This window comes from Streptomyces sp. NPDC034085 (assembly GCF_055575555.1).
Map to the genome: position 1 here is coordinate 252,020 of NZ_JBVISL010000002.1, position 18,786 is coordinate 270,805.

Here is an 18,786-nt window from a genome sequence, read left to right on the forward strand (position 1 = left end):
CAGTGCTGTCTTATGGGGCCCGCCCGGTTCCGGCAGCACCCGCGGGCTCCGTAATCTGACGTCGAGTGCACAGAGCGGCGGGAATTCGTGGAACAGCAGACAGGCGCGGGTGCGGTGCTGGCGGGCCGTTACCGGCTCGTGGAGCCCATCGGCAGCGGCGGCATGGGGAAGGTGTGGCGCGCGCATGACGAGCTGCTGCACAGGACGGTCGCGGTCAAGGAACTGACGGCGGGGCTGTACGTGGCCCAGGCCGACCGGGAGGTCCTGCACGCCCGTACGCAGAAGGAGGCGCGGGCCGCGGCCCGGATCCAGCATCCGGCGGTGGTCACCGTCCACGACGTGCTGGAGCACGACGACCGGCCGTGGATCGTCATGGAGCACATCGACGGCCCCTCCCTCGCCGAGGCCGCCAAGGCCGCCGGCCGGATCGAGCCGCGCGAGGCGGCCCGGATCGGGCTGCACGTGCTGGGCGCGCTGCGCGCCGCGCACGCGGTCGGCGTACTGCACCGGGACGTGAAGCCGGGCAACGTGCTGCTGGCGAAGGACGGCCGGGTGCTGCTGACCGACTTCGGGATCGCCGCGATCGAGGGCGACTCGTCGATCACGCGTACGGGTGAACTCGTCGGCTCCATCGACTACCTCGCCCCGGAGCGCGTCACCGGCGGCGCCCCCGACCCGTCCTCCGACCTCTGGTCGCTGGGCGCCACCCTCTACACGGCCGTCGAGGCACGCTCGCCCTTCCGCCGTACCTCGCCCATCTCCAGCCTCCAGGCCGTGGTGAACGACGAGCCGCCCGTGCCGCGCCAGTCCGGCGCCCTGGGCCCGGTCATCACCGCGCTGTTGCGCAAGGACCCGGCCGAGCGCCCCTCGGCGGCGGAAGCCGAGCGGATGCTGCTGGAGGCGATGGAGGGCCGCGAGCCGAGGGCGGCCCAGGCGTACGTGCCCACGCGCGCGGTGAGCGAGGAGGAGCGGGCCCCGGCCCGGGCGGCCGCGGACCCGGCGCCGGACCCCGCGCCCGCCTCCGCCCCGGCCGCCACCGCCGCCCTGCCCGAGCGGCCCGCGGCCTCCGCCGGGCGCCCGCCGGGCCGGGTGCGGAAGGTCGCCGCGGTCGCCCTGGTGGCGGCGCTGCTGGGCGGCGGCGCCGTCTTCGGGCTGCTGAAGTTCACCGGGGACGGGGACGGCGACGGGGACAAGGGCGGCGGCTCCGACAAGAACACGAGTGCCACCGGCGGCCAGGAGGGCCGCAAGGACGCCGCCCCCACCCCGCCGCCCGGCTGGAACAAGGTCACGGACAAGGAGGGCTTCACGCTCTTCGTGCCGAACGGCTGGACGCGCCAGACGGACGGCAACCAGATCGACTACACGGCGGACAACGGCAAGCACTACATCCGGATCGCCGTCGACCCCACCCCGGACTTCCCGGACCCGTACGCGCACCTGCTCGACCTGGAGAAGCAGGTGGCGAAGCGGACGGACTACAAGCGGCAGAAGCTCAACCCGAACACCTTCCGGGACACCACCAACGCCGTGCTGTGGGACTTCACGTGGACGGAGAAGGGGGTCCACGCCGGGCCGCGCCGGGCCATCGAGCAGATGTACTACGCCCCGGACGGCACCGAGTACGCGATCTACATGACGGGACCGGCCGCGGACTGGGCCACGACCCGCCAGCAGTTCGACACCGTGCTCAGCGGCTGGGAGCCGGCCGGGAAGAAGGGCTGAGCCCCCGCTCCCCGGCCATCCTGCCAGCGATCACTGGCAGATGTGGCAAAATCCGGTTACCCACGGGTACCCAAAGGCCCGCCCGCCCAATACGCTCACCGCCATGACGGACTCGCAGGCCCCCGCCGCCACCCTCCGCACCGCACCGCAGCCCACCAACCCGGTCGCCCCGGCCCCGGCAGGCGCCCGTACCGCCGCCGACGTGGTGACCCCCGACCTGGTCACCCGGCTCACCCGCGGAGTTATCGGCTCCGGCCGGACCGCCAACCACACCCCCTTCACCGGGGACGAGCTGGCGGTCCTGCCCGAGGCCACCCCCGAGGACGTGGCCGACGCCTTCGCCAGGGCCCGCGCCGCCCAGCCCGCCTGGGCCGCGCTGCCCGTGCGCGAGCGCGCCGCCGTACTGCTGCGCTTCCACGACCTGGTCCTCGACCGCCAGGCCGAGGTCCTCGACCTCATCCAGCTGGAGACCGGCAAGGCCCGCCTGCACGCCCACGAGGAGGTCCAGGCCGTCGCGATCGCCGCCCGCCACTACGGCCGCAAGGCGCCCTCGTACCTGCGCCCCAAGGGCCACACGGGCGCCGTGCCGACCCTCACCAAGGTCACCGAGCTGCGCCAGCCGCGCGGGGTCGTCGGCCAGATCGCCCCCTGGAACTACCCCCTGGAGCTCTCCGTCGGCGACGCCCTGCCCGCCTTCGTCTCGGGCAACGCCGTCGTCATGAAGCCCGACACCGAGACCGCCCTCACCGCCCTGTGGGCCCGCGACCTGCTCATCGAGGCAGGACTGCCCGCCGAGGTCTTCCAGGTCGTCCTCGGCGAGGGCCCGGTCGTCGGCCCCGAGGTCGTCCGGCACGCCGACTACGTCTCCTTCACCGGCTCCACCCGGACCGGCCGCGAGGTCGCCCAGGGCGCCGCCGCCCGCCTGGTCGGCGTCTCCCTCGAACTCGGCGGCAAGAACGCCATGCTCGTCCTGCACGACGCCGACGTCGAGAAGGCCGCCGCCGGCGCCGTCCGCGCCTGCTTCTCCTCCGCCGGCCAGCTGTGCATCTCCATCGAGCGCCTCTACGTCCACGCGTCCATAGCCGACGCCTTCCTGGAGCGGTTCGCCGCCCGCACCAAGGCCATGCGCCTCGGCAGCTCCCTCGCCTATGGGGCCGACATGGGCTCGCTCGTCGGGACGCGCCAGCTGGAAACCGTACAGCGGCACGTGGACGAGGCCGTCGCCAAGGGCGCCACCCTCGTCGCCGGCGGGGTGGCCCGCCCCGACATCGGCCCGCTCTTCTACGAGCCCACCATCCTCGACGGGGTCGAGGCCCCCATGTCGGTCTGCGCCGAGGAGACCTTCGGCCCGGTCGTCTCCGTCTACCGCTTCACCGACGAGGACGAGGCCGTGGCCCGGGCCAACGCCACCCCCTACGGCCTCAACTCCAGCGTCTGGACCAGGGACGCCCGCCGCGGCCACGCCGTCGCCGCCCGGCTGCGCACCGGCACCGTGAACATCAACGAGGGCTACGCCCCGGCTTACGGCAGCGCCCGGGCGCCCATGGGCGGCATGAAGGACTCCGGGCTCGGCCGGCGGCACGGCTCCGAGGGCATCCTCAAGTACACGGAGGCCCAGACCGTCGCGCACCAGCGGCTGCTCCCGATGGCGCCCTCGCTCGGCATGGACGACGAGCAGTACGCCCGCTTCATGACCACCAGCCTCAAGGTCCTCAAGGCCCTCCGACTGCGCTGAAGGGTGGGCATCCGTGCCGCACGACGACCAGTACGACTACGACGTCATCGTCATCGGATCGGGTTTCGGAGGTTCCGTCTCGGCACTGCGCCTCACCGAGAAGGGCTACCGGGTCGGCGTCCTGGAGGCAGGGCGCCGCTTCACCCGTGAGGAGCTGCCCCGCACCAGCTGGGACCTGCGCAACTACCTGTGGGCGCCCGCCCTCGGACTGTACGGGATCCAGCGCATCCACCTGCTCGGCAACGTGATGGTGCTCGCGGGCGCCGGGGTCGGCGGCGGCTCGCTCAACTACGCCAACACCCTGTACGTGCCGCCCGCCGCCTTCTTCGAGGACCGGCAGTGGGCCTCCATCACCGACTGGCGGGCGGAACTCGCCCCGTACTACGACCAGGCCAAGCGGATGCTCGGCGTACGGCTCAACCCGACGCTCACCCCCTCCGACGTCCACCTGAAGGCCGTCGCCGAGAAGATGGGCGTCGGCGACTCCTTCCACATGGCCCCCGTCGGCGTCTTCTTCGGCGACGGCGCGGACGCCGACGGCCGGCCGAAGGCCCGGCCCGGCCAGGAGGTCGCCGACCCCTACTTCGGCGGCGCCGGACCCACCCGCAAGGCCTGCACCGAATGCGGCGAGTGCATGACGGGCTGCCGGCACGGCGCGAAGAACACCCTCAACGAGAACTACCTGCACCTCGCCGAACGGGCCGGCGCCGTCATCCACCCCATGACCACCGTCACCGCGCTCGCCGAGCACCCCGACGGGGGCTACCGGGTCCGCACCGTCCCCACCGACCGGCGCCGCACCGCCCCCAAGGGGCACAAGGGCCCCAAGGGCCGCGCCACGGTGCTGCGCGCCCGGTACGTGGTGGTCGCGGCGGGCACCTACGGCACCCAGACCCTGCTGCACACCATGAAGGACCTCGGCGAACTGCCCCGGATCTCCGGCCGGCTCGGCGAGCTGACCCGGACCAACTCCGAGGGCCTGGTCGGCGCCCAGACCGACGACCGCCGCTACCGCAAGCGGCACGGCGCCGGAGCCCGGGCGGACTTCACCCGCGGGGTGGCCATCACCTCGTCCGTGCACCCCGACGCCGACACCCACATCGAGCCCGTCCGCTACGGCAGGGGCTCCAACGCCATGGGGTTCCTCACCGTCCTCCAGGTGCCCCACGCCCGGCACCGGGTCCGGGCCTGGTTCGCCCGCAGCGCCACGCACCCGGTGCAGCTGCTGCGCTCCCTGTCGAACCGGCGCTGGTCGGAGCGGACCATCATCGGGCTCGTCATGCAGTCCCTGGACAACTCCCTGACGACCTACCGCAAGCCCGGCGGGCTCGGCAAGGGGCTGCTCACCGCCCGCCAGGGCCACGGCGCGCCCAACCCGGTGCAGATCGAGGAGGCCACCCGCGCCGCGACCCTGCTCGCCGAGGAGATCAACGGCTTCCCGGGCAGCAACGTCGGCGAGCTGATGGGCACCCCGCTGACCGCGCACTTCCTCGGCGGCTGCCCGATCGGCGCCTCGGCCGAGGAGGGCGTGGTGGACCCGTACCACCGGCTGTACGGACACCCCGGCATCTCGGTGGTCGACGGCTCGGCGGTCTCCGCCAACCTCGGGGTCAACCCGTCGCTGACCATCACGGCACAGGCGGAGCGGGCGATGTCGTACTGGCCCAACAAGGGCGAGCCGGACCGGCGGCCCGCGCAGGGAGCGGCGTACGAGCGGCTGGAGGCGGTGGAGCCGATCCGTCCGGCGGTGCCCAAGGAGGCCTTCGGGGCGCTGCGGCTGCCCTTCCTCGCGGTCCCCGAAGTGCCGTCCAGGCAAGCGGAACCGGAGCACTGACGCCGCGAGAACGACGACGGCGAGTACCGCGCTCCCCCTCCGAGCGCGGTACTCACCGCGGTACATGAGTGGACAGGCGGTCGCCGAAAAAGGTTGTACCGGAATCCTTTGCCGGGGGCTGTGGTGTCGGTCACACGGTCGAGTGCGCAACCGCGAAGGCGGTCCGGGGGTCAAGGGGGGCATGAGACAGCGCATCTCCCTGCTGGCCGCGTGCGGCCTGGTGGCCGTGGGGCTGACCACCCCCACCGCGATGGCCGCCGAATCCGCGGATCCAGTCCTCCGCCTGAACGGCCCCGCCGCCCTCGCCCTTCGGCAGGGCTCCCCGCAGCCGGTCGCCCTGCACTACGGACTCCTCGACGCCGACACCTTCGGCGGCGAGTCCGTCCTCACCGTCGACCTCACCAAGCTCGCCGGCGTCGCGTCCGTGAAGGAGGCGGCGGGGGGCAAGAAGTGTGAGGACAAGGGCACCACCCTCGTCTGCAAGGACAAGGGCCCGCACTCCGGTGTCGACCTGGAGGCCGTCGCCGTGAAGGACGCCAAGGACGGCGTCTTCGGCGTGCTCACCGTGACCGGCACGGCCGCCGGGGCCACCGTCACCCCCGCCTCGACCACCCTCTCGGTGGGCGGCCCCGACCTGGTCATGCGGAAGCTGGACCTCAAGAAGGACCCGAAGCCGGGCGAGAGCCAGGCCCTGCCCCTCGCCTTCAGCAACGAGGGGACGCTGCCGGCGAAGGGGGTGGTCCTGGAACTGGAGGCCACCCACGGCATGGAGTTCCCGGAGCGGTACGACAACTGCACCTACCGCACCACCCGCACCTCGACCACCGCCGTCTGCACCGTCGAAGGGGACTTCGAGGCCAAGGCCGCCTACGAACTGGCCGGGGACAGCCCGCTGCACCTGAAGGCCGGTGCGAACGCCCTGACCGAGCGGTTCGGCTACGGCATCTACCCGGCGCCCACCCCGCAGCAGGCGACGGACGCCAACGCCAAGGGCCCCGTCGCGGGCGGCGCCACCGCCTCGGGCCGCAAGCTCGTCGCCCGCAAGAAGGCCGCGCCCGCCGCCGCCTCCCTGCACGGGCCCGACCTGAACCTCGCCGACAACAAGCGCGTGTTCGAGCTCTCCGTGCCGAACAAGGCCGACTTCGCGGCCGAGCCCCTCACCGTCAAGGGCGCCGCCGGCACGACGGTCAAGGCCGTCGTCACCGCACGCAACAACGGTCCCGCCTGGGTCACCGGCACCGGCAACGACCCCGCGGCCGTGGTCGACGTGGCCCTCCCCGAGGGCGTGAAGGTCCTCACGGCTCCGGCGGCCTGCCGCGCCGTGCAGCCGGCGCAGTACCGCTGCGCCGGCGGGACGAGCGTGCTGGAGAACGAGAAGCTGGAGTTCCCCTTCGAGCTGAAGATCGAGAAGGCCGTCAAGGACGCCAAGGGCGCCATCACCGTCGGCCGCCTCGGCGCGAAGGGCGAACCCGAGAGGCACGCCTTCGACCCGGTGCTGGCCAACAACCAGGCCCCCTTCACGGCGAATCCGACGGTCACCCCGACCAAGTCGCCGAGCCCCTCCCCCTCCGGGAGCGCCTCGCCGAGCGCCTCCACGAGCGCCTCGCCCACCGCGGGGAGCAGCACCGGCTCCACCACGGGGACCGGCAACAACGCCTCGGCCGCCGCAGGCCGCAGCGGCGGTCCGCTGGCCTCCACCGGCAGCACGGCTGGTCTGGTCGGCGTCGCGGGCGCCGGCCTGCTCGCCGTCGGCGCCGCGCTGTACCTGTCCTTCCGCCGCCGGGCGGGCGGCGGCGCGCACGCGTGACCGCGTGACCGCGTGAAGGCAGTGAAAGACGAACGGCCGGCCCGGGGCGTCCCCCGGGCCGACCGTCCTCATGGGGTGACCGGGCTGCTGTCCCCTGCCGTCCGGTCACACGCAGGGAGCGAGGTCCCACGACGCGCGCCGTCGGGCGTCGCGCCTCATCGCTCCCGTAGAGCCACGCGTGGTGCTGCGTCCCGCGCCTGGCTGGCACGGACAACCTCACCAACGAAGGCCTCCCGGGCCGGTCACGCTCCGGACGGGTGAACGGGCGCCCGCGGGGTCAGACCCGGCCCCGGCACAGCTCCAGCAGGGTCATCGCCAGGGCGGTCCCGGGCTTGCCGAGGGCGTCGCTCCAGTGCGAGAGCACCTCCATCTCGCGCGAGAGGTGCACCCGCCTGCCGCCCGCCCCGATCCGGGCCTCCTGGATGACGGCCGAGACGGCCATCCGCTCCTGGATCAGCCCGATGATCCGGTCGTCCAGGGCGTCGATGCGCTCGCGGGAGCCGGCGATCAGCTGCTCGGGGGTGGTGGTCATGGTGGTCATGGCGTTTCTCCTGTGGTTGGTGGTGGCCCGCAGGAGCGGAAACGCGGAGCGCCCCGGTCCGTGCGGACCGGGGCGCTCTGGGAAGTCAGCGGCTCAAGCGAGCATCACACGGACCCATGGCGACCGGACCGGCCGGTGCCATAGGTAAAGAGGAAGCTCAGCTGCTTGCGCATGGTGTGGATTATGGCCCCCGGCCCGCGCTCCGGCCAACCGGGCCCGGATGCTGAGACGCCCCGGCGGTGACGCGGTCCCGTCACGCCCGGGCGCCCCGGCCGTGACGTGGGCCTCGGATGGTGCGACAAACCGGCGGTCGGCGCCACCGGTAGAATCGACAAAACAGCCACCTCTTTCCGCCGGAAGGCCGTCCCGTGCCAGAAGCACCCTCCGCCGCCCACGACAGCGCCCCGGACACGGTTCTCGTCGTCGACTTCGGCGCCCAGTACGCCCAGCTCATCGCCCGTCGTGTCCGCGAAGCGCGGGTCTACAGCGAGATCGTGCCCAGCACGATGCCCGTGGCCGAGATGCTCGCCAAGGACCCCAAGGCGATCATCCTCTCCGGCGGACCGTCGTCCGTGTACGAGGAGGGTGCCCCGCGCCTGGACGACGCCGACGGCCTCTTCGGAGCCGGTGTCCCCGTCTTCGGCATGTGCTACGGCTTCCAGCTGATGGCGACGACCCTCGGCGGCACCGTCGACAACACCGGTGCGCGCGAGTACGGCCGTACCCCGCTCGCCGTCTCCAAGAGCGGCTCGACCCTCTTCGAGGGCACCCCCGAGAACCAGTCGGTGTGGATGTCCCACGGCGACGCCTGCTCCGCCGCCCCCGAGGGCTTCACGGTCACCGCGTCGACCAACGTCGTCCCCGTCGCGGCCTTCGAGAACGACGAGAAGCGCCTGTTCGGCGTGCAGTACCACCCCGAGGTGATGCACTCCACGCACGGCCAGCAGGTGCTGGAGCACTTCCTCTACCGGGGCGCGGGCCTGAAGCCCACCTGGACCACCGGCAACATCGTCGAGGAGCAGATCGCGGCCATCCGCGAGCAGGTCGGCGACAAGCGCGCCATCTGCGGCCTGTCCGGCGGCGTGGACTCCGCGGTCGCCGCGGCCCTCGTCCAGAAGGCCATCGGCTCCCAGCTGACCTGCGTGTACGTCGACCACGGCCTGATGCGCAAGGGCGAGACCGAGCAGGTCGAGAAGGACTTCGTCGCGGCCACCGGCGTCCAGCTGAAGGTCGTCGACGCCCAGGAGCGCTTCCTGAACGCGCTGGCCGGCGTCTCCGACCCGGAGACCAAGCGCAAGATCATCGGCCGCGAGTTCATCCGCGTCTTCGAGCAGGCCCAGGCGGAGATCATCGCCGAGGCCGAGGGCGGCCCGGACGTGGCGTTCCTGGTCCAGGGCACCCTGTACCCGGACGTCGTCGAGTCCGGCGGCGGCACCGGCACCGCCAACATCAAGTCCCACCACAACGTGGGCGGCCTGCCCGAGGACATCGAGTTCGAGCTGATCGAGCCGCTGCGCCAGCTGTTCAAGGACGAGGTCCGGATGGTCGGCCAGGAGCTCGGCCTGCCCGAGGAGATCGTCCAGCGCCAGCCCTTCCCGGGCCCCGGCCTGGGCATCCGCATCGTCGGCGAGGTCACCAAGGAGCGCCTGGACCTGCTGCGCGAGGCCGACGCCATCGCCCGCCACGAGCTCACCGCCGCCGGCCTGGACCGGGAGATCTGGCAGTGCCCGGTCGTGCTGCTCGCGGACGTCCGCAGCGTGGGCGTGCAGGGCGACGGCCGCACCTACGGCCACCCCATCGTGCTGCGCCCCGTCTCCTCCGAGGACGCGATGACCGCGGACTGGACGCGCATGCCGTACGAGGTGCTCGCGCGGATCTCCACCCGGATCACCAACGAGGTGCCGGACGTGAACCGCGTGGTGCTGGACTGCACGAGCAAGCCCCCGGGCACCATCGAGTGGGAGTAGTCCCCACCGCTGCCTGACGGAAGCCGCCGCTCCCCTCCGTGGGGGCGGCGGCTTCCGCCTTTCCCCTGGCCACTTGACGGCCGCGCCGGTACCTTGCGCCGCGCACGCCGCAGGAGCCTGAGGAGGGCGCATGCCGGATCAGCCCGTACCCGTGCCGGTGGACCGGCTGGCCTTCGAGATGCCGCCCGTCCACGCCGACCCGGCCGAGGAGCGCGCGTACCGCAAGGAGCGGCTCGCCGGGGCGCTGCGGCTGCTGGGGCGCCTCGGGTACGAGGACGGGGTCTCGGGGCACGTCACCGCACGGGACCCGGAGTACGAGGACTGCTACTGGGTGAACCCCTTCGGCCGGGCCTTCGCGGGGCTGCGCCCGGGGGACCTGCTGCTGGCCGACGGCGACGGCCGGGTGCTGGAGGGCGCGCGGCGGGTCAACGAGCTGGCCTTCGCGGTGCACGCCGCCGTGCACCGGGCCCGGCCCGAGGCGGTCGCGGTGGTCCGTACGCAGGCCCCGTACGGCAGGGCGCTGGCCTGCCTCGGCGAGCTGCTGGCCCCGGTCACGCAGGAGGCCTGCGCCTTCTACGAGGACCACGCGCTGCTGGACGAGTACCCGGGGGACGGCGCGGCGGACCCCGCCCGGATCGCCCGCGCCGTCGGCCCGTACAAGGCGCTGATCCTGCGCAACCAGGGACTGCTGACGGTCGGCGGCTCGGTCGACGCGGCCGTCTGGTGGTTCATCGCCGCGGAGCGGGCCGCGCAGGTGCAGCTGATCGCCCGGGCGGCCGGGAAGCCGGTGACCGTCGGCCACCGCGCAGCCGTGGCCACGCGCGAGCGGTTCGGCGGTGATCTCGCCGCGTGGGTGAGCTACCAGCCGCTGTGGCAGACGGTCGCGGACGGTGGCGTCAACATCATGAACCGTTAATCACCTGCTCTGACATCGTGCGCAATCCGGAGCACTGCCGCAGTGGTGCACAATTCGCTGGCATCGCACCGTAGTTCAGAGAGGCGGCACGCACGTGGCTGTCCAAGAGATGTCCCGGAGTTCCCATACCGCCGTCTGCGCCTGCGACGACTGCGCACGGGAGGGGCACCGCAGAGCGGTCGCCGCCTTCCTCGAGAGACGGGACGAGTTCGCCGCCGGGCAGGGGGTGCCGGCCGCGGTCGCCCACTCCCTCGGCGCCTCCCGCCAGTGGGTGTCCGACGAGCTGGCCCTGTCCGCCCGCACGGTCGCCGACCGGGGCCGGGAGGCCGGCAACTCCTGGCTGTACCTGTTCTCGCGGCGGGCCGTGCTCGCCCTGTGGATCGCCGCCGGGGTCCTGCTGCTGGTGCAGGTCGGCACCGCGGTCGGCACCGGCTGGTCCACCGCCCGCACCGCCGGGCTGCTGGCCGCGCTGGTGCTGGCCGGGCTGCTCACGGCCGCCGCCCGGGCCCAGTCGGTGCGCGGCGGCCTGCTGGCCCCGATCGTGGGGGAGGACAACCGGCTGTCCACCTCGAAGGCGGTGCCGAGCGCCTGGCTGGTGCTGACCGCGTTCGCGGCGCTGCTGCCCGCGCTGCGGCTGGCCGCCTCCTCGCCCGGCCCCGAGCGCCAGGCCCTGTACCAGGGGTTCGCGCTGGGCCGGGCGCTGCCGTTGCTGGCGGTGGTCGCGCTGACCTCGGCGGTGGCGGTGCTGGTGCGCCGGGTGGTCTCCGTACGGATCATGCGGCAGCGGCTGCAGAAGCTGCCGGCGGACCGGCCGCGCGGGGTGGACCTGCTGACGGACGACGACGGCCGCGGCAGTTTCCCCGACGCGCAGTACGTGCTCGTCTCCACCGTGGTGCTCGCCTACGCGGCGGTGTCGCTGGCCCGGTTCCCCGACCGGCTGCCCCAGCTCCCGTGGGCACTGGCCATGCTGGTGGCGCTGTCGGCGGCCGTGTACCTCGCGGCGAAGTACGCGGAGGGGAGCCGCCCGCTCGTGCTGTCGGTGGTCCGCAGGCGCGAGCCGGGGGACCTGGACGCGGCCGTCCGGCCCGGCGACGACATCGAGATCCGGGGCGTCGGCTTCGTGCCGCCCGGGGCGCAGACGCCGGAGATGCTCGCCCGGCTGGTGGTGCGGATCGGGGCGGTCCACGTGCACGTGCCGCTGGTCCCGGTGGCCGGCGGGTTCACCAACCCCTCCGACTCGGTGCTCACCGTCCCCGTGCCCGCGGAAGTGGAACCGGGCCGCGTGGACATCCAGGTCGTCACGGCCGCGGGAGTGGAATCCAACCGCTGCGTCGTCGACGTGGCGGAGTGAAGCGGGTAGACATGGGGGCGTGACCCGAACTGACGCCCCATCCGGGCAGCGGACCACCCCGCTCAAGGAGCGGGCCACCCGCTACGCGCTCCTCCCGCTGAGGATCTTCCTCGGCGTGACCTTCGTCTACGCAGGCGTCGACAAACTGACGGCCGCCGGCTTCCTCGCCGAGACCGGCAGCGGCTCCATCGGCGAGCTGATGCGCGGGGTGCGCGACACCTCCGCGGTCCCGGCCCTGGTGGACCTGGCCCTGAAGGCCCCCGTCGGCTTCGGCGCCGCCATCGCCATCGGGGAACTCCTCGTGGGCCTCGGCGTGCTCGCCGGGGTGCTGACCCGGGTCGCCGCCGCCGGCGGACTGCTGATCTCGCTCAGCCTGTGGCTCACCGTCTCCTGGGCGGTGACCCCGTACTACTACGGCAACGACCTGGCCTACCTGATGGCCTGGACCCCGCTCGTCCTCGCGGGGGCGCCCTACTGGTCGTTCGACTCGAGGGTCCGGTCGCGCTGATCCCGGCGCACGGCGTACGTGACCACCCCGACCAGGGCGGCCAGCGTCAGGCCGCCCAGGGCGAGCGGCACCACCAGGAACCACGGCACGTCCGTCTCGCCGGCCGCGTCGAGCAGGTAGAGCACGCCCGCGGCGGTCAGGACCAGCCCCGCCAGCAGCCGTCCCGGCTGGAACTCATGACGAGGCACGGGCCACCTCCAGCTGTCCCACGCCCGCGTCCAGGCGCAGCTCGATCGTCCCGCCGGCCTCGGTGCCGGCGGCGGGGGGCAGGGTCACCCGGCGGGTCTCCCCTTCGCTCCTCACGCGTATGTCCGGGCCGCCGTCACCGGGCAGCTGGATGTCGCCGAGCCGGACGGACAGGTCGGTCTTCGCGGTGACCTCGCGGGGGAGGACCACCTTCAGCCGGCCCGCCTCGATGGAGGCCCGTACGGACACGGTGGCGCCCCTGGGCACGTCCAGGCGGCTCAGGTCCAAGGTCGCCAGCCCCGTCCCCGCCCGGTACGCGGGCCGGACGTCGGCCACCGCCGCCGGGCGCCAGGCCACGTCCCGCCAGTCGGTGCCGATCTCGCGCGGCAGGGCGACCGCCCCCGCGAGCAGCCCGGCGGTGATCAGGCCGAGCAGGACCGTGCCGAAGCCGGTGCGGCCCTTGACGGAGCTGACCGCCAGACCCAGCCCGAAGACGGCGAGCGCGGACGCCAGGCCCACCTGGAGGGCGTGCCCGAGCGTGCTGCCCTCCCACACGGAGGCGGTGCCGGCCGCTCCCGCCAGCAGGGCCAGCACGAACACCCGGCCGCCGATGCCCCCGCCCGCCCGCGCGGGCGCGCCGGCCCGGGGCTGCGCCGGAGCGGTGTCCGGCCCCGCCGGGCCGGGGTCGCCGTCGTCCGGGCCCCACAGGTAGCCGGAGGAGCCGACCGGGCCGGTGGTGCCGTCCTTGACCAGCGGGTCCCGCCACCAGGAGGGGCTGCCGGGCACCGGCGGCGCCAGCGTCTCGGGCGGCGCCGGCCGGTGCGCGGCGGGCGCCTGCGCCTCCGGGACGGCGGTGCCGCGGTGGCGCCGGGCCCAGTGGGAGGCCCCGCCGAGCGCCAGGACGACCAGGACGGAGAAGGCCCCCATCACCCCGTTGTCCACCATCGACAGGAACAGCGCGCAGCCCACCAGGGCGCTGAACACGGCGGCCAGGGTGGCGCCCTCGACCCGGCCGGTCAGCAGCCGCTTGCCCTCGCTGTCCTCCTCGCCCTCCAGGGGGAGCAGCAGCCACGCGAATCCGTAGAAGATCAGGCCGACGCCGCCGGTGACGGCGAGCACCCCGAGCACGATCCGGAACACCACCGGGTCCAGGTCGAAGTAGCGGCCGAGGCCGCCGCAGACGCCCGCGAGGACCTTGTCGCGCCTGCTGCGGCGCAGGAGCGGCCGCTCCGCCGGCGGGGGTGCCCCCGGATCCTCGGGCGGGGCGTCGTGAACGTCGGTCATGCGTCCATGGTGACGGGCGGCGCGGGCCGCCGGCACCGGGCCCGACCCTGGCGCAACCCTGATATCCCCCCTACCGAACTGGGGGGACGCCCTGATGCCCGGCCGCGCCCGTGCGTGTGACCCTTGGTGACATGCCCGTAGCCGCCGCCCCACGCGTCCCGCACCCAGCCGAACCGGAAGACGTCCCGCAGCGCAAGCTCTACCGCAGCGCCGACGGCCGGATGCTCGGCGGTGTCGCCCGCGGTCTCGCCGGGCACCTCGGGCTGCCCGTGCTCTGGGTCCGGCTCGCCTTCCTCGGCATGTTCATGTTCGGGGACGGGCTCGGCGTACTGCTCTACGCGGCGTTCTGGGTGTTCGTACCGCTCGGCCAGGGCGGCAAGACCGGACACCACTCCTTCTTCGAGACCCTCGGCGACGGCACCCGCCGGCTGCGCAAACCCGACAAGGGAGCGGTCTCCGGGCTGATCGCGCTCGCCGTCGGGGTGGGCATCTTCGTCTCCCAGCTGCGCGTCGGCGGCGCGAGCGGCCGCTACGTCTGGCCCACGCTGCTGGTCGGCGCCGGCGTCGTCCTCGTGTGGCGCCAGGCCGACAACGCACGGCGCGCCCACTGGAGCGCAGCCGCCGGACGCCAGCGGCGCCTCCTCCAGGCCGCCCGCGCCCTCGCCGGGGTGCTGCTGGTCGGGGTGGGCCTGACCGTGTTCATCGTCGTACGCGGCTCCGCGGCCCAGCTCGGCAACCTGCTCACCGCCGTCCTCGCCGTCCTCGTCGGCATAGCCCTGCTGGCCGGGCCCTGGCTGATCCGCATGACCCAGGACCTCTCCGAGGAGCGCCTGATGCGCATCCGCGCCCAGGAGCGCGCCGAGGTCGCCGCGCACGTCCACGACTCGGTGCTGCACACCCTCACCCTGATCCAGCGCAACGCCGAGGACGCGGGGGAGGTGCGCCGCCTCGCGCGGGCCCAGGAGCGGGAGCTGCGCAACTGGCTCTACAAGCCGGAGGGCACCGGCAAGGACGAGGCCGAGGAGCCGGCCACGCTCGCCGAGGCCGTGAAGAAGACCGCCGCCGACGTCGAGGACCACCACGGCGTCCCGATCGAGGTGGTCGTCGTCGGCGACTGCCCGCTCGACGAGCGGCTGGGCGCCCAGGTCCAGGCCGCGCGCGAAGCCATGGTCAACGCCGCCAAGTACGGTGGCGAGGGCGGCGCCGTCCAGGTGTACGCGGAGGTCGAGGGCCAGACCGTGTTCGTGTCCGTACGGGACCGCGGACCGGGCTTCGACATGGAAGCGGTACCGGACGACCGCATGGGCGTACGAGAATCGATCATCGGCCGGATGCAGCGCAACGGGGGGACCGCGGTGCTGCGGTCGGCGCCCGACGGCGGCACGGTAGTCGAGCTGGAGATGGAGAGGGCGGCGAAGGCAGCATGACCGAGGACAACAACGCGACCACCGGCGGCGAGACCAGGAGGGTGCGGGTGGTGCTCGTCGACGACCACCGGATGTTCCGCACCGGCGTCCAGGCCGAGATCGGCGACACCGGCCGGACCGGGGTCGAGGTCGTCGGCGAGGCCGCCGACGTGGACCAGGCCGTCACCGTCATCACCGCCACCCGGCCCGAGGTGGTCCTCCTCGACGTGCACCTGCCCGGCGGCGGCGGCGTCGAGGTGCTGCGGCGCTGCGCCCCGCTGATGGCGGCCGCCGAGAACCCGGTGCGCTTCCTGGCGCTGTCGGTGTCGGACGCCGCCGAGGACGTCATCGGGGTCATCCGCGGCGGTGCCCGCGGCTACGTCACCAAGACCATCACCGGCGCCGACCTGGTGGACTCGGTCTTCCGGGTCCAGGACGGGGACGCGGTGTTCTCCCCCCGCCTGGCCGGCTTCGTCCTGGACGCGTTCGCCTCGACGGACGCCCCGCCGGTGGACGAGGACCTGGACCGGCTCACCCAGCGCGAGCGCGAGGTGCTGCGGCTGATCGCGCGCGGGTACGCGTACAAGGAGATCGCCAAGCAGCTGTTCATCTCGGTCAAGACGGTCGAGTCGCACGTCTCGGCGGTGCTCAGGAAGCTCCAGCTCTCCAACCGCCACGAGCTGACCCGCTGGGCGACGGCCCGCCGGCTGGTCTGACGGGATCCCGGCCCGGACCGGTGTGATCCACGCCGCAGGTCCGCAGGGCAACCGGAGGGTGGCGCACCCGACTCTTGGGTGGCGTGATGAGCCTGACCGGGACCCCCCTCTTCGCGACGGCGGTCGTCCTGACCGTGACCGCCGTCGTCCTGCCGCTGGCCGTGTGGAGCAAGGTGCGCGGCCCGGCCGCGGCACGCGTCGCCACCCGCGGGCTGATGGTGGTGTTCGCCCAGGCCACCGCCGTCGCCCTGGTCTTCCTCGCGCTCAACCGGGAGATGAACTTCTACGTCTCCTGGGGCGACCTGATGGGCACCGGGAAGTACGTGCAGGCCGCCCCGGACCTCGGCCCGGACGGGCTCGGCGGCAAGAAGGCCGAGCAGGTCAGGCAGGAGCCGAAGGTCCGCCAGGAGTTCGTGCCCGTCGAGGGACTCGGCGGGCGGGTGAAGAAGACCGAGCTGGACGGCAGGATCTCCGGGGTCAAGGGCGACGTCATGGTGTGGCTGCCGCCGCAGTACGACGACCCCGCCCACAAGGACAGGAAGTTCCCGGTGGTCGAGCTGATCCCGGGCATCCCCGGCACGGGCAAGTCCTGGTTCCAGGGGCTCAAGGCGCACGAGGTGCTGGAGCCCCTGATGAGGGAGGGCAAGGTCCAGCCCTTCATCCTGGTCTCCCCGCGCGCGATGCTCCTGGGCAACGGCGACACCGGCTGCGCGAACATCCCCGGCAAGGTCAACGCCGACAGCTGGTTCAGCGTCGACGTCCGCAAGATGGTCACCGACAACTTCCGCGCCTCCGACGACCCCCGCACCTGGGGCGTGGCCGGGTACTCGGCCGGCGCGTACTGCGCCGCCAAGCTGGCGATCCTGCACCCCGACCGCTACGGCGCGGCCGTCTCCCTCTCCGGCTACAACGACCCCGGCCAGGAGCCCAGCTCGCTGGTCGCCCAGGACCCGGAGCTGCGCCGCACCCACAACCTGAAGGCGCTGCTCCAGGCCCAGCCCGCGCCGCCGGCGGTCGCGCTGTGGATGTCGGGCGCCGAGCAGGACGGGTACCTGTCGGGCACGGACCTCCAGGGGCTCGCGAAGAGCCCGACCACCGTGCACGCGGAGAAGGTCACCGGCGGCCACAACCTCGACGCGTGGTCCAAGCAGCTGCCGCAGACGTTCGGGTGGCTGAGCCGGCAGGTCAAGACGCCGTAGCGGGGTGCGGCGCTACGCGGGACGGGACGCGCCGGCCCAGGGCATGGAGTCGACGGGCGCCAGCCGGACCGTGGAGCCGGGGCGCGGGGCGTGGACCATCTGGCCGTTGCCGACGTACATGCCGACGTGGGTGACCCCGGAGTAGAAGAAGACCAGGTCCCCGGGGGCGAGCTGGTCCCGGGAGACCCGCCGGCCCGCGTTGATCTGGGTGTAGGTGGTGCGGGGCAGGGACACCCCGGCCGCGCGCCACGCCGCCTGGGTCAGGCCCGAGCAGTCGTACGCGCCCGGTCCCGTCGCGCCCCAGACGTACGGCTTGCCGATCGCCCCGTAGGCGAAGGCCACCGCGCGGGCGGCGCGGGAGCCGTCGGCGGGGGGAGGCGGGGTGCCGTGGGCGGCCGCGGGGGCGGCGGTGCCGGCGGCGCCCGGCCGGGCCTCGTACGCCGCCCGCTCCTCGGCGGTGAGCCGGGCGAGCAGCTGCCGGGCGGTGGCGAGCTTGCCCTCGATGACGGCCTTGTGCCCGGCCAGCTCCTGCCGGCGGGCGCGCAGGTCCGCGAGCCGGCCGGCGGCCTGGTCGCGCAGCTGCCCGACCTCGTCGAGCCCGCGCTTGACGGAGGCCACCTCGGCGGCGGTGCGGTCCCCGGCCCGGGTGAGCATGCCGGCCCGGTCCAGGTAGTCCTGCGGGTCGGAGGCCATGGCCAGCTGGAGGGCCGGACCCAGGCCGCCGCTGCGGTACTGGGAGGCGGCGAGCGCGCCGAGCGCGCTGCGGGCCGTGTTCAGCCGGTCCTGCTTGCGGGCGGCCTCCTCGCGCAGGCCGGTCAGTGCCCGCTCGGCCTCGTCCGACTCGGCCTTCGCCCCGTTGTAGCGCTCGGTCGCCGCCTCGGCCTCCCCGTAGAGCCGGTCGACCTCCGTCTTGACCTGGGCGGGGGTGAGCTGCGGCTCGGCGTGCGAGGTGCCTTCGAAGGCGGTGGCGGTGGCAGCGCCCGCGAGGGCGAGGGTGGCGGCGGTGCGTACGGTGCCGCCGGAGAGCGGGCGCTGCCTGGGCTTTCGATGACTGGCCACGGGGGCCTCACGTCCTTCCGCTCGTCCCGTAGGTCTTTGCGGGGAGGACGCTAGACCGGAAGGTAACGGTCAGATGACGAGATGATCGGAACTGGCCGCGTCCGACCGGGGTTGGTCTCGGCTGACCGGTCGGTGCCGGAGGACGCGAGGAATCAGTGCCGGAGGGCGCGACGGTTCAGTGCCGGAGGGCGCGACGGTTCAGTGCCAGAGGACGGCGATGAAGATGTTGGCCACGGTCAGCCCGCCGACCGTCGCGAAGACGCCCTTCCCGACGTGCTCCTCGTCGCGCTTGACGTAGACGAGCGCCAGGACCACGAACAGGACCGCCAGCTTCACGCCTATCTTGACGTGGTTCAGGGGCGCGCCGTCGCCCATCTCCCTGAAGCCCACCAGCAGCACACCGGTGACGAGCATGGTCAGCGCGCCGTGCAGCATCGCGGGCACGAAACGCGCCGTGCCGGCGCCCATCGCCTTCATCTGGGTCAGGAAACCGCCCAGGAGCGAGGCGATGCCGATGATGTGCAGGCCGACGAAGATGTGGGTGAGAACGGTCAT

The 18,786-nt window shown here is 73.5% G+C and carries 16 protein-coding genes; 11 read left to right on the forward strand and 5 right to left on the reverse strand.

Annotated elements, in window-relative coordinates:
- Window positions 1-87: 87 nt before the first annotated feature.
- The 4 genes from ACZ501_RS06415 (at window position 88) to ACZ501_RS06430 (ending at window position 7,098) form a co-directional block, all read left to right on the forward strand.
- Window positions 88-1,722: a serine/threonine-protein kinase gene (locus ACZ501_RS06415; protein WP_468792983.1), complete on the forward strand. Its 1,635-nt coding sequence runs from the start codon at window positions 88-90 to the stop codon at window positions 1,720-1,722.
- A 103-nt stretch (window positions 1,723-1,825) separates the two neighbouring features.
- The gene (locus tag ACZ501_RS06420) at window positions 1,826-3,457 is read left to right on the forward strand and encodes a succinic semialdehyde dehydrogenase (protein ID WP_361602662.1); all 1,632 of its coding nucleotides are present in this window, start codon (window positions 1,826-1,828) and stop codon (window positions 3,455-3,457) included.
- A 13-nt stretch (window positions 3,458-3,470) separates the two neighbouring features.
- Entirely contained in the window at window positions 3,471-5,291 is a 1,821-nt protein-coding gene (locus tag ACZ501_RS06425; RefSeq protein WP_468792986.1) for a GMC oxidoreductase, read from the forward strand.
- A gap of 181 nt (window positions 5,292-5,472) precedes the next feature.
- Window positions 5,473-7,098, forward strand: coding sequence for a hypothetical protein (locus ACZ501_RS06430; protein ID WP_468792989.1), 1,626 nt, complete (start codon window positions 5,473-5,475; stop codon window positions 7,096-7,098).
- A 277-nt stretch (window positions 7,099-7,375) separates the two neighbouring features.
- On the opposite strand, the gene ACZ501_RS06435 is transcribed toward ACZ501_RS06430, so the two are convergent.
- Window positions 7,376-7,672, reverse strand: a complete 297-nt coding sequence (locus tag ACZ501_RS06435; RefSeq protein WP_468793813.1) for a chorismate mutase — start codon at window positions 7,670-7,672, stop codon at window positions 7,376-7,378.
- A gap of 335 nt (window positions 7,673-8,007) precedes the next feature.
- Here ACZ501_RS06435 and guaA point away from each other — a divergent pair, with 335 nt between their 5' ends.
- From guaA to ACZ501_RS06455, 4 genes are all read left to right on the forward strand, one after another.
- Complete coding sequence (gene guaA / locus ACZ501_RS06440) at window positions 8,008-9,606, forward strand: glutamine-hydrolyzing GMP synthase (protein ID WP_361602650.1); 1,599 nt, start codon at window positions 8,008-8,010, stop codon at window positions 9,604-9,606.
- A gap of 130 nt (window positions 9,607-9,736) precedes the next feature.
- Entirely contained in the window at window positions 9,737-10,522 is a 786-nt protein-coding gene (locus tag ACZ501_RS06445) for a class II aldolase/adducin family protein (RefSeq protein WP_468792991.1), read from the forward strand.
- A 109-nt stretch (window positions 10,523-10,631) separates the two neighbouring features.
- Window positions 10,632-11,873, forward strand: coding sequence for a hypothetical protein (locus tag ACZ501_RS06450; RefSeq protein ID WP_468793816.1), 1,242 nt, complete (start codon window positions 10,632-10,634; stop codon window positions 11,871-11,873).
- A 19-nt stretch (window positions 11,874-11,892) separates the two neighbouring features.
- Window positions 11,893-12,381: a DoxX family protein gene (locus tag ACZ501_RS06455; RefSeq protein WP_362462722.1), complete on the forward strand. Its 489-nt coding sequence runs from the start codon at window positions 11,893-11,895 to the stop codon at window positions 12,379-12,381.
- On the opposite strand, the gene ACZ501_RS06460 is transcribed toward ACZ501_RS06455, so the two are convergent.
- Window positions 12,345-12,569 (reverse strand): hypothetical protein, encoded by a 225-nt coding sequence (locus ACZ501_RS06460; protein WP_361602638.1) that lies wholly within the window; start codon window positions 12,567-12,569, stop codon window positions 12,345-12,347. The two genes, ACZ501_RS06455 and ACZ501_RS06460, sit on opposite strands and share 37 nt — an antisense overlap.
- A complete protein-coding gene (locus tag ACZ501_RS06465; RefSeq protein ID WP_361602635.1) occupies window positions 12,556-13,851 on the reverse strand; it encodes a PspC domain-containing protein in 1,296 nt (431 codons plus the stop codon). Before ACZ501_RS06465 ends, ACZ501_RS06460 begins: the two co-directional genes overlap by 14 nt.
- A gap of 131 nt (window positions 13,852-13,982) precedes the next feature.
- Between ACZ501_RS06465 and ACZ501_RS06470 the strand changes: the two genes are divergently transcribed.
- The 3 genes from ACZ501_RS06470 (at window position 13,983) to ACZ501_RS06480 (ending at window position 17,172) form a co-directional block, all read left to right on the forward strand.
- Window positions 13,983-15,278, forward strand: coding sequence for a PspC domain-containing protein (locus tag ACZ501_RS06470; protein ID WP_361602632.1), 1,296 nt, complete (start codon window positions 13,983-13,985; stop codon window positions 15,276-15,278).
- Entirely contained in the window at window positions 15,275-15,973 is a 699-nt protein-coding gene (locus ACZ501_RS06475; protein ID WP_361602629.1) for a response regulator transcription factor, read from the forward strand. Before ACZ501_RS06470 ends, ACZ501_RS06475 begins: the two co-directional genes overlap by 4 nt.
- Before the next feature lie 86 nt (window positions 15,974-16,059).
- Window positions 16,060-17,172, forward strand: coding sequence for an alpha/beta hydrolase (locus ACZ501_RS06480; protein ID WP_361602626.1), 1,113 nt, complete (start codon window positions 16,060-16,062; stop codon window positions 17,170-17,172).
- A 12-nt stretch (window positions 17,173-17,184) separates the two neighbouring features.
- Here the strand turns inward: ACZ501_RS06480 and ACZ501_RS06485 are convergent, their stop codons facing one another.
- Together ACZ501_RS06485 and ACZ501_RS06490 are read right to left on the reverse strand one after the other, a co-directional pair.
- Window positions 17,185-18,231 (reverse strand): C40 family peptidase, encoded by a 1,047-nt coding sequence (locus ACZ501_RS06485; protein WP_361602623.1) that lies wholly within the window; start codon window positions 18,229-18,231, stop codon window positions 17,185-17,187.
- A gap of 198 nt (window positions 18,232-18,429) precedes the next feature.
- Entirely contained in the window at window positions 18,430-18,786 is a 357-nt protein-coding gene (locus ACZ501_RS06490) for a hypothetical protein (RefSeq protein WP_468792994.1), read from the reverse strand.

What these genes read in the sequence shown, in the direction of transcription:
- ACZ501_RS06445 (WP_468792991.1), top strand. Translation starts at nt 9,737, where the DNA reads ATGCCGGATCAGCCCGTACCCGTGCCGGTGGACCGGCTGGCCTTCGAG.
- ACZ501_RS06465 (WP_361602635.1), bottom strand. Translation starts at nt 13,851, where the DNA reads ATGACCGACGTTCACGACGCCCCGCCCGAGGATCCGGGGGCACCCCCG.
- ACZ501_RS06470 (WP_361602632.1), top strand. Translation starts at nt 13,983, where the DNA reads ATGCCCGTAGCCGCCGCCCCACGCGTCCCGCACCCAGCCGAACCGGAA.
- ACZ501_RS06430 (WP_468792989.1), top strand. Translation starts at nt 5,473, where the DNA reads ATGAGACAGCGCATCTCCCTGCTGGCCGCGTGCGGCCTGGTGGCCGTG.
- ACZ501_RS06490 (WP_468792994.1), bottom strand. Translation starts at nt 18,786, where the DNA reads ATGACCGTTCTCACCCACATCTTCGTCGGCCTGCACATCATCGGCATC.
- ACZ501_RS06420 (WP_361602662.1), top strand. Translation starts at nt 1,826, where the DNA reads ATGACGGACTCGCAGGCCCCCGCCGCCACCCTCCGCACCGCACCGCAG.
- ACZ501_RS06450 (WP_468793816.1), top strand. Translation starts at nt 10,632, where the DNA reads ATGTCCCGGAGTTCCCATACCGCCGTCTGCGCCTGCGACGACTGCGCA.
- ACZ501_RS06480 (WP_361602626.1), top strand. Translation starts at nt 16,060, where the DNA reads ATGAGCCTGACCGGGACCCCCCTCTTCGCGACGGCGGTCGTCCTGACC.
- ACZ501_RS06475 (WP_361602629.1), top strand. Translation starts at nt 15,275, where the DNA reads ATGACCGAGGACAACAACGCGACCACCGGCGGCGAGACCAGGAGGGTG.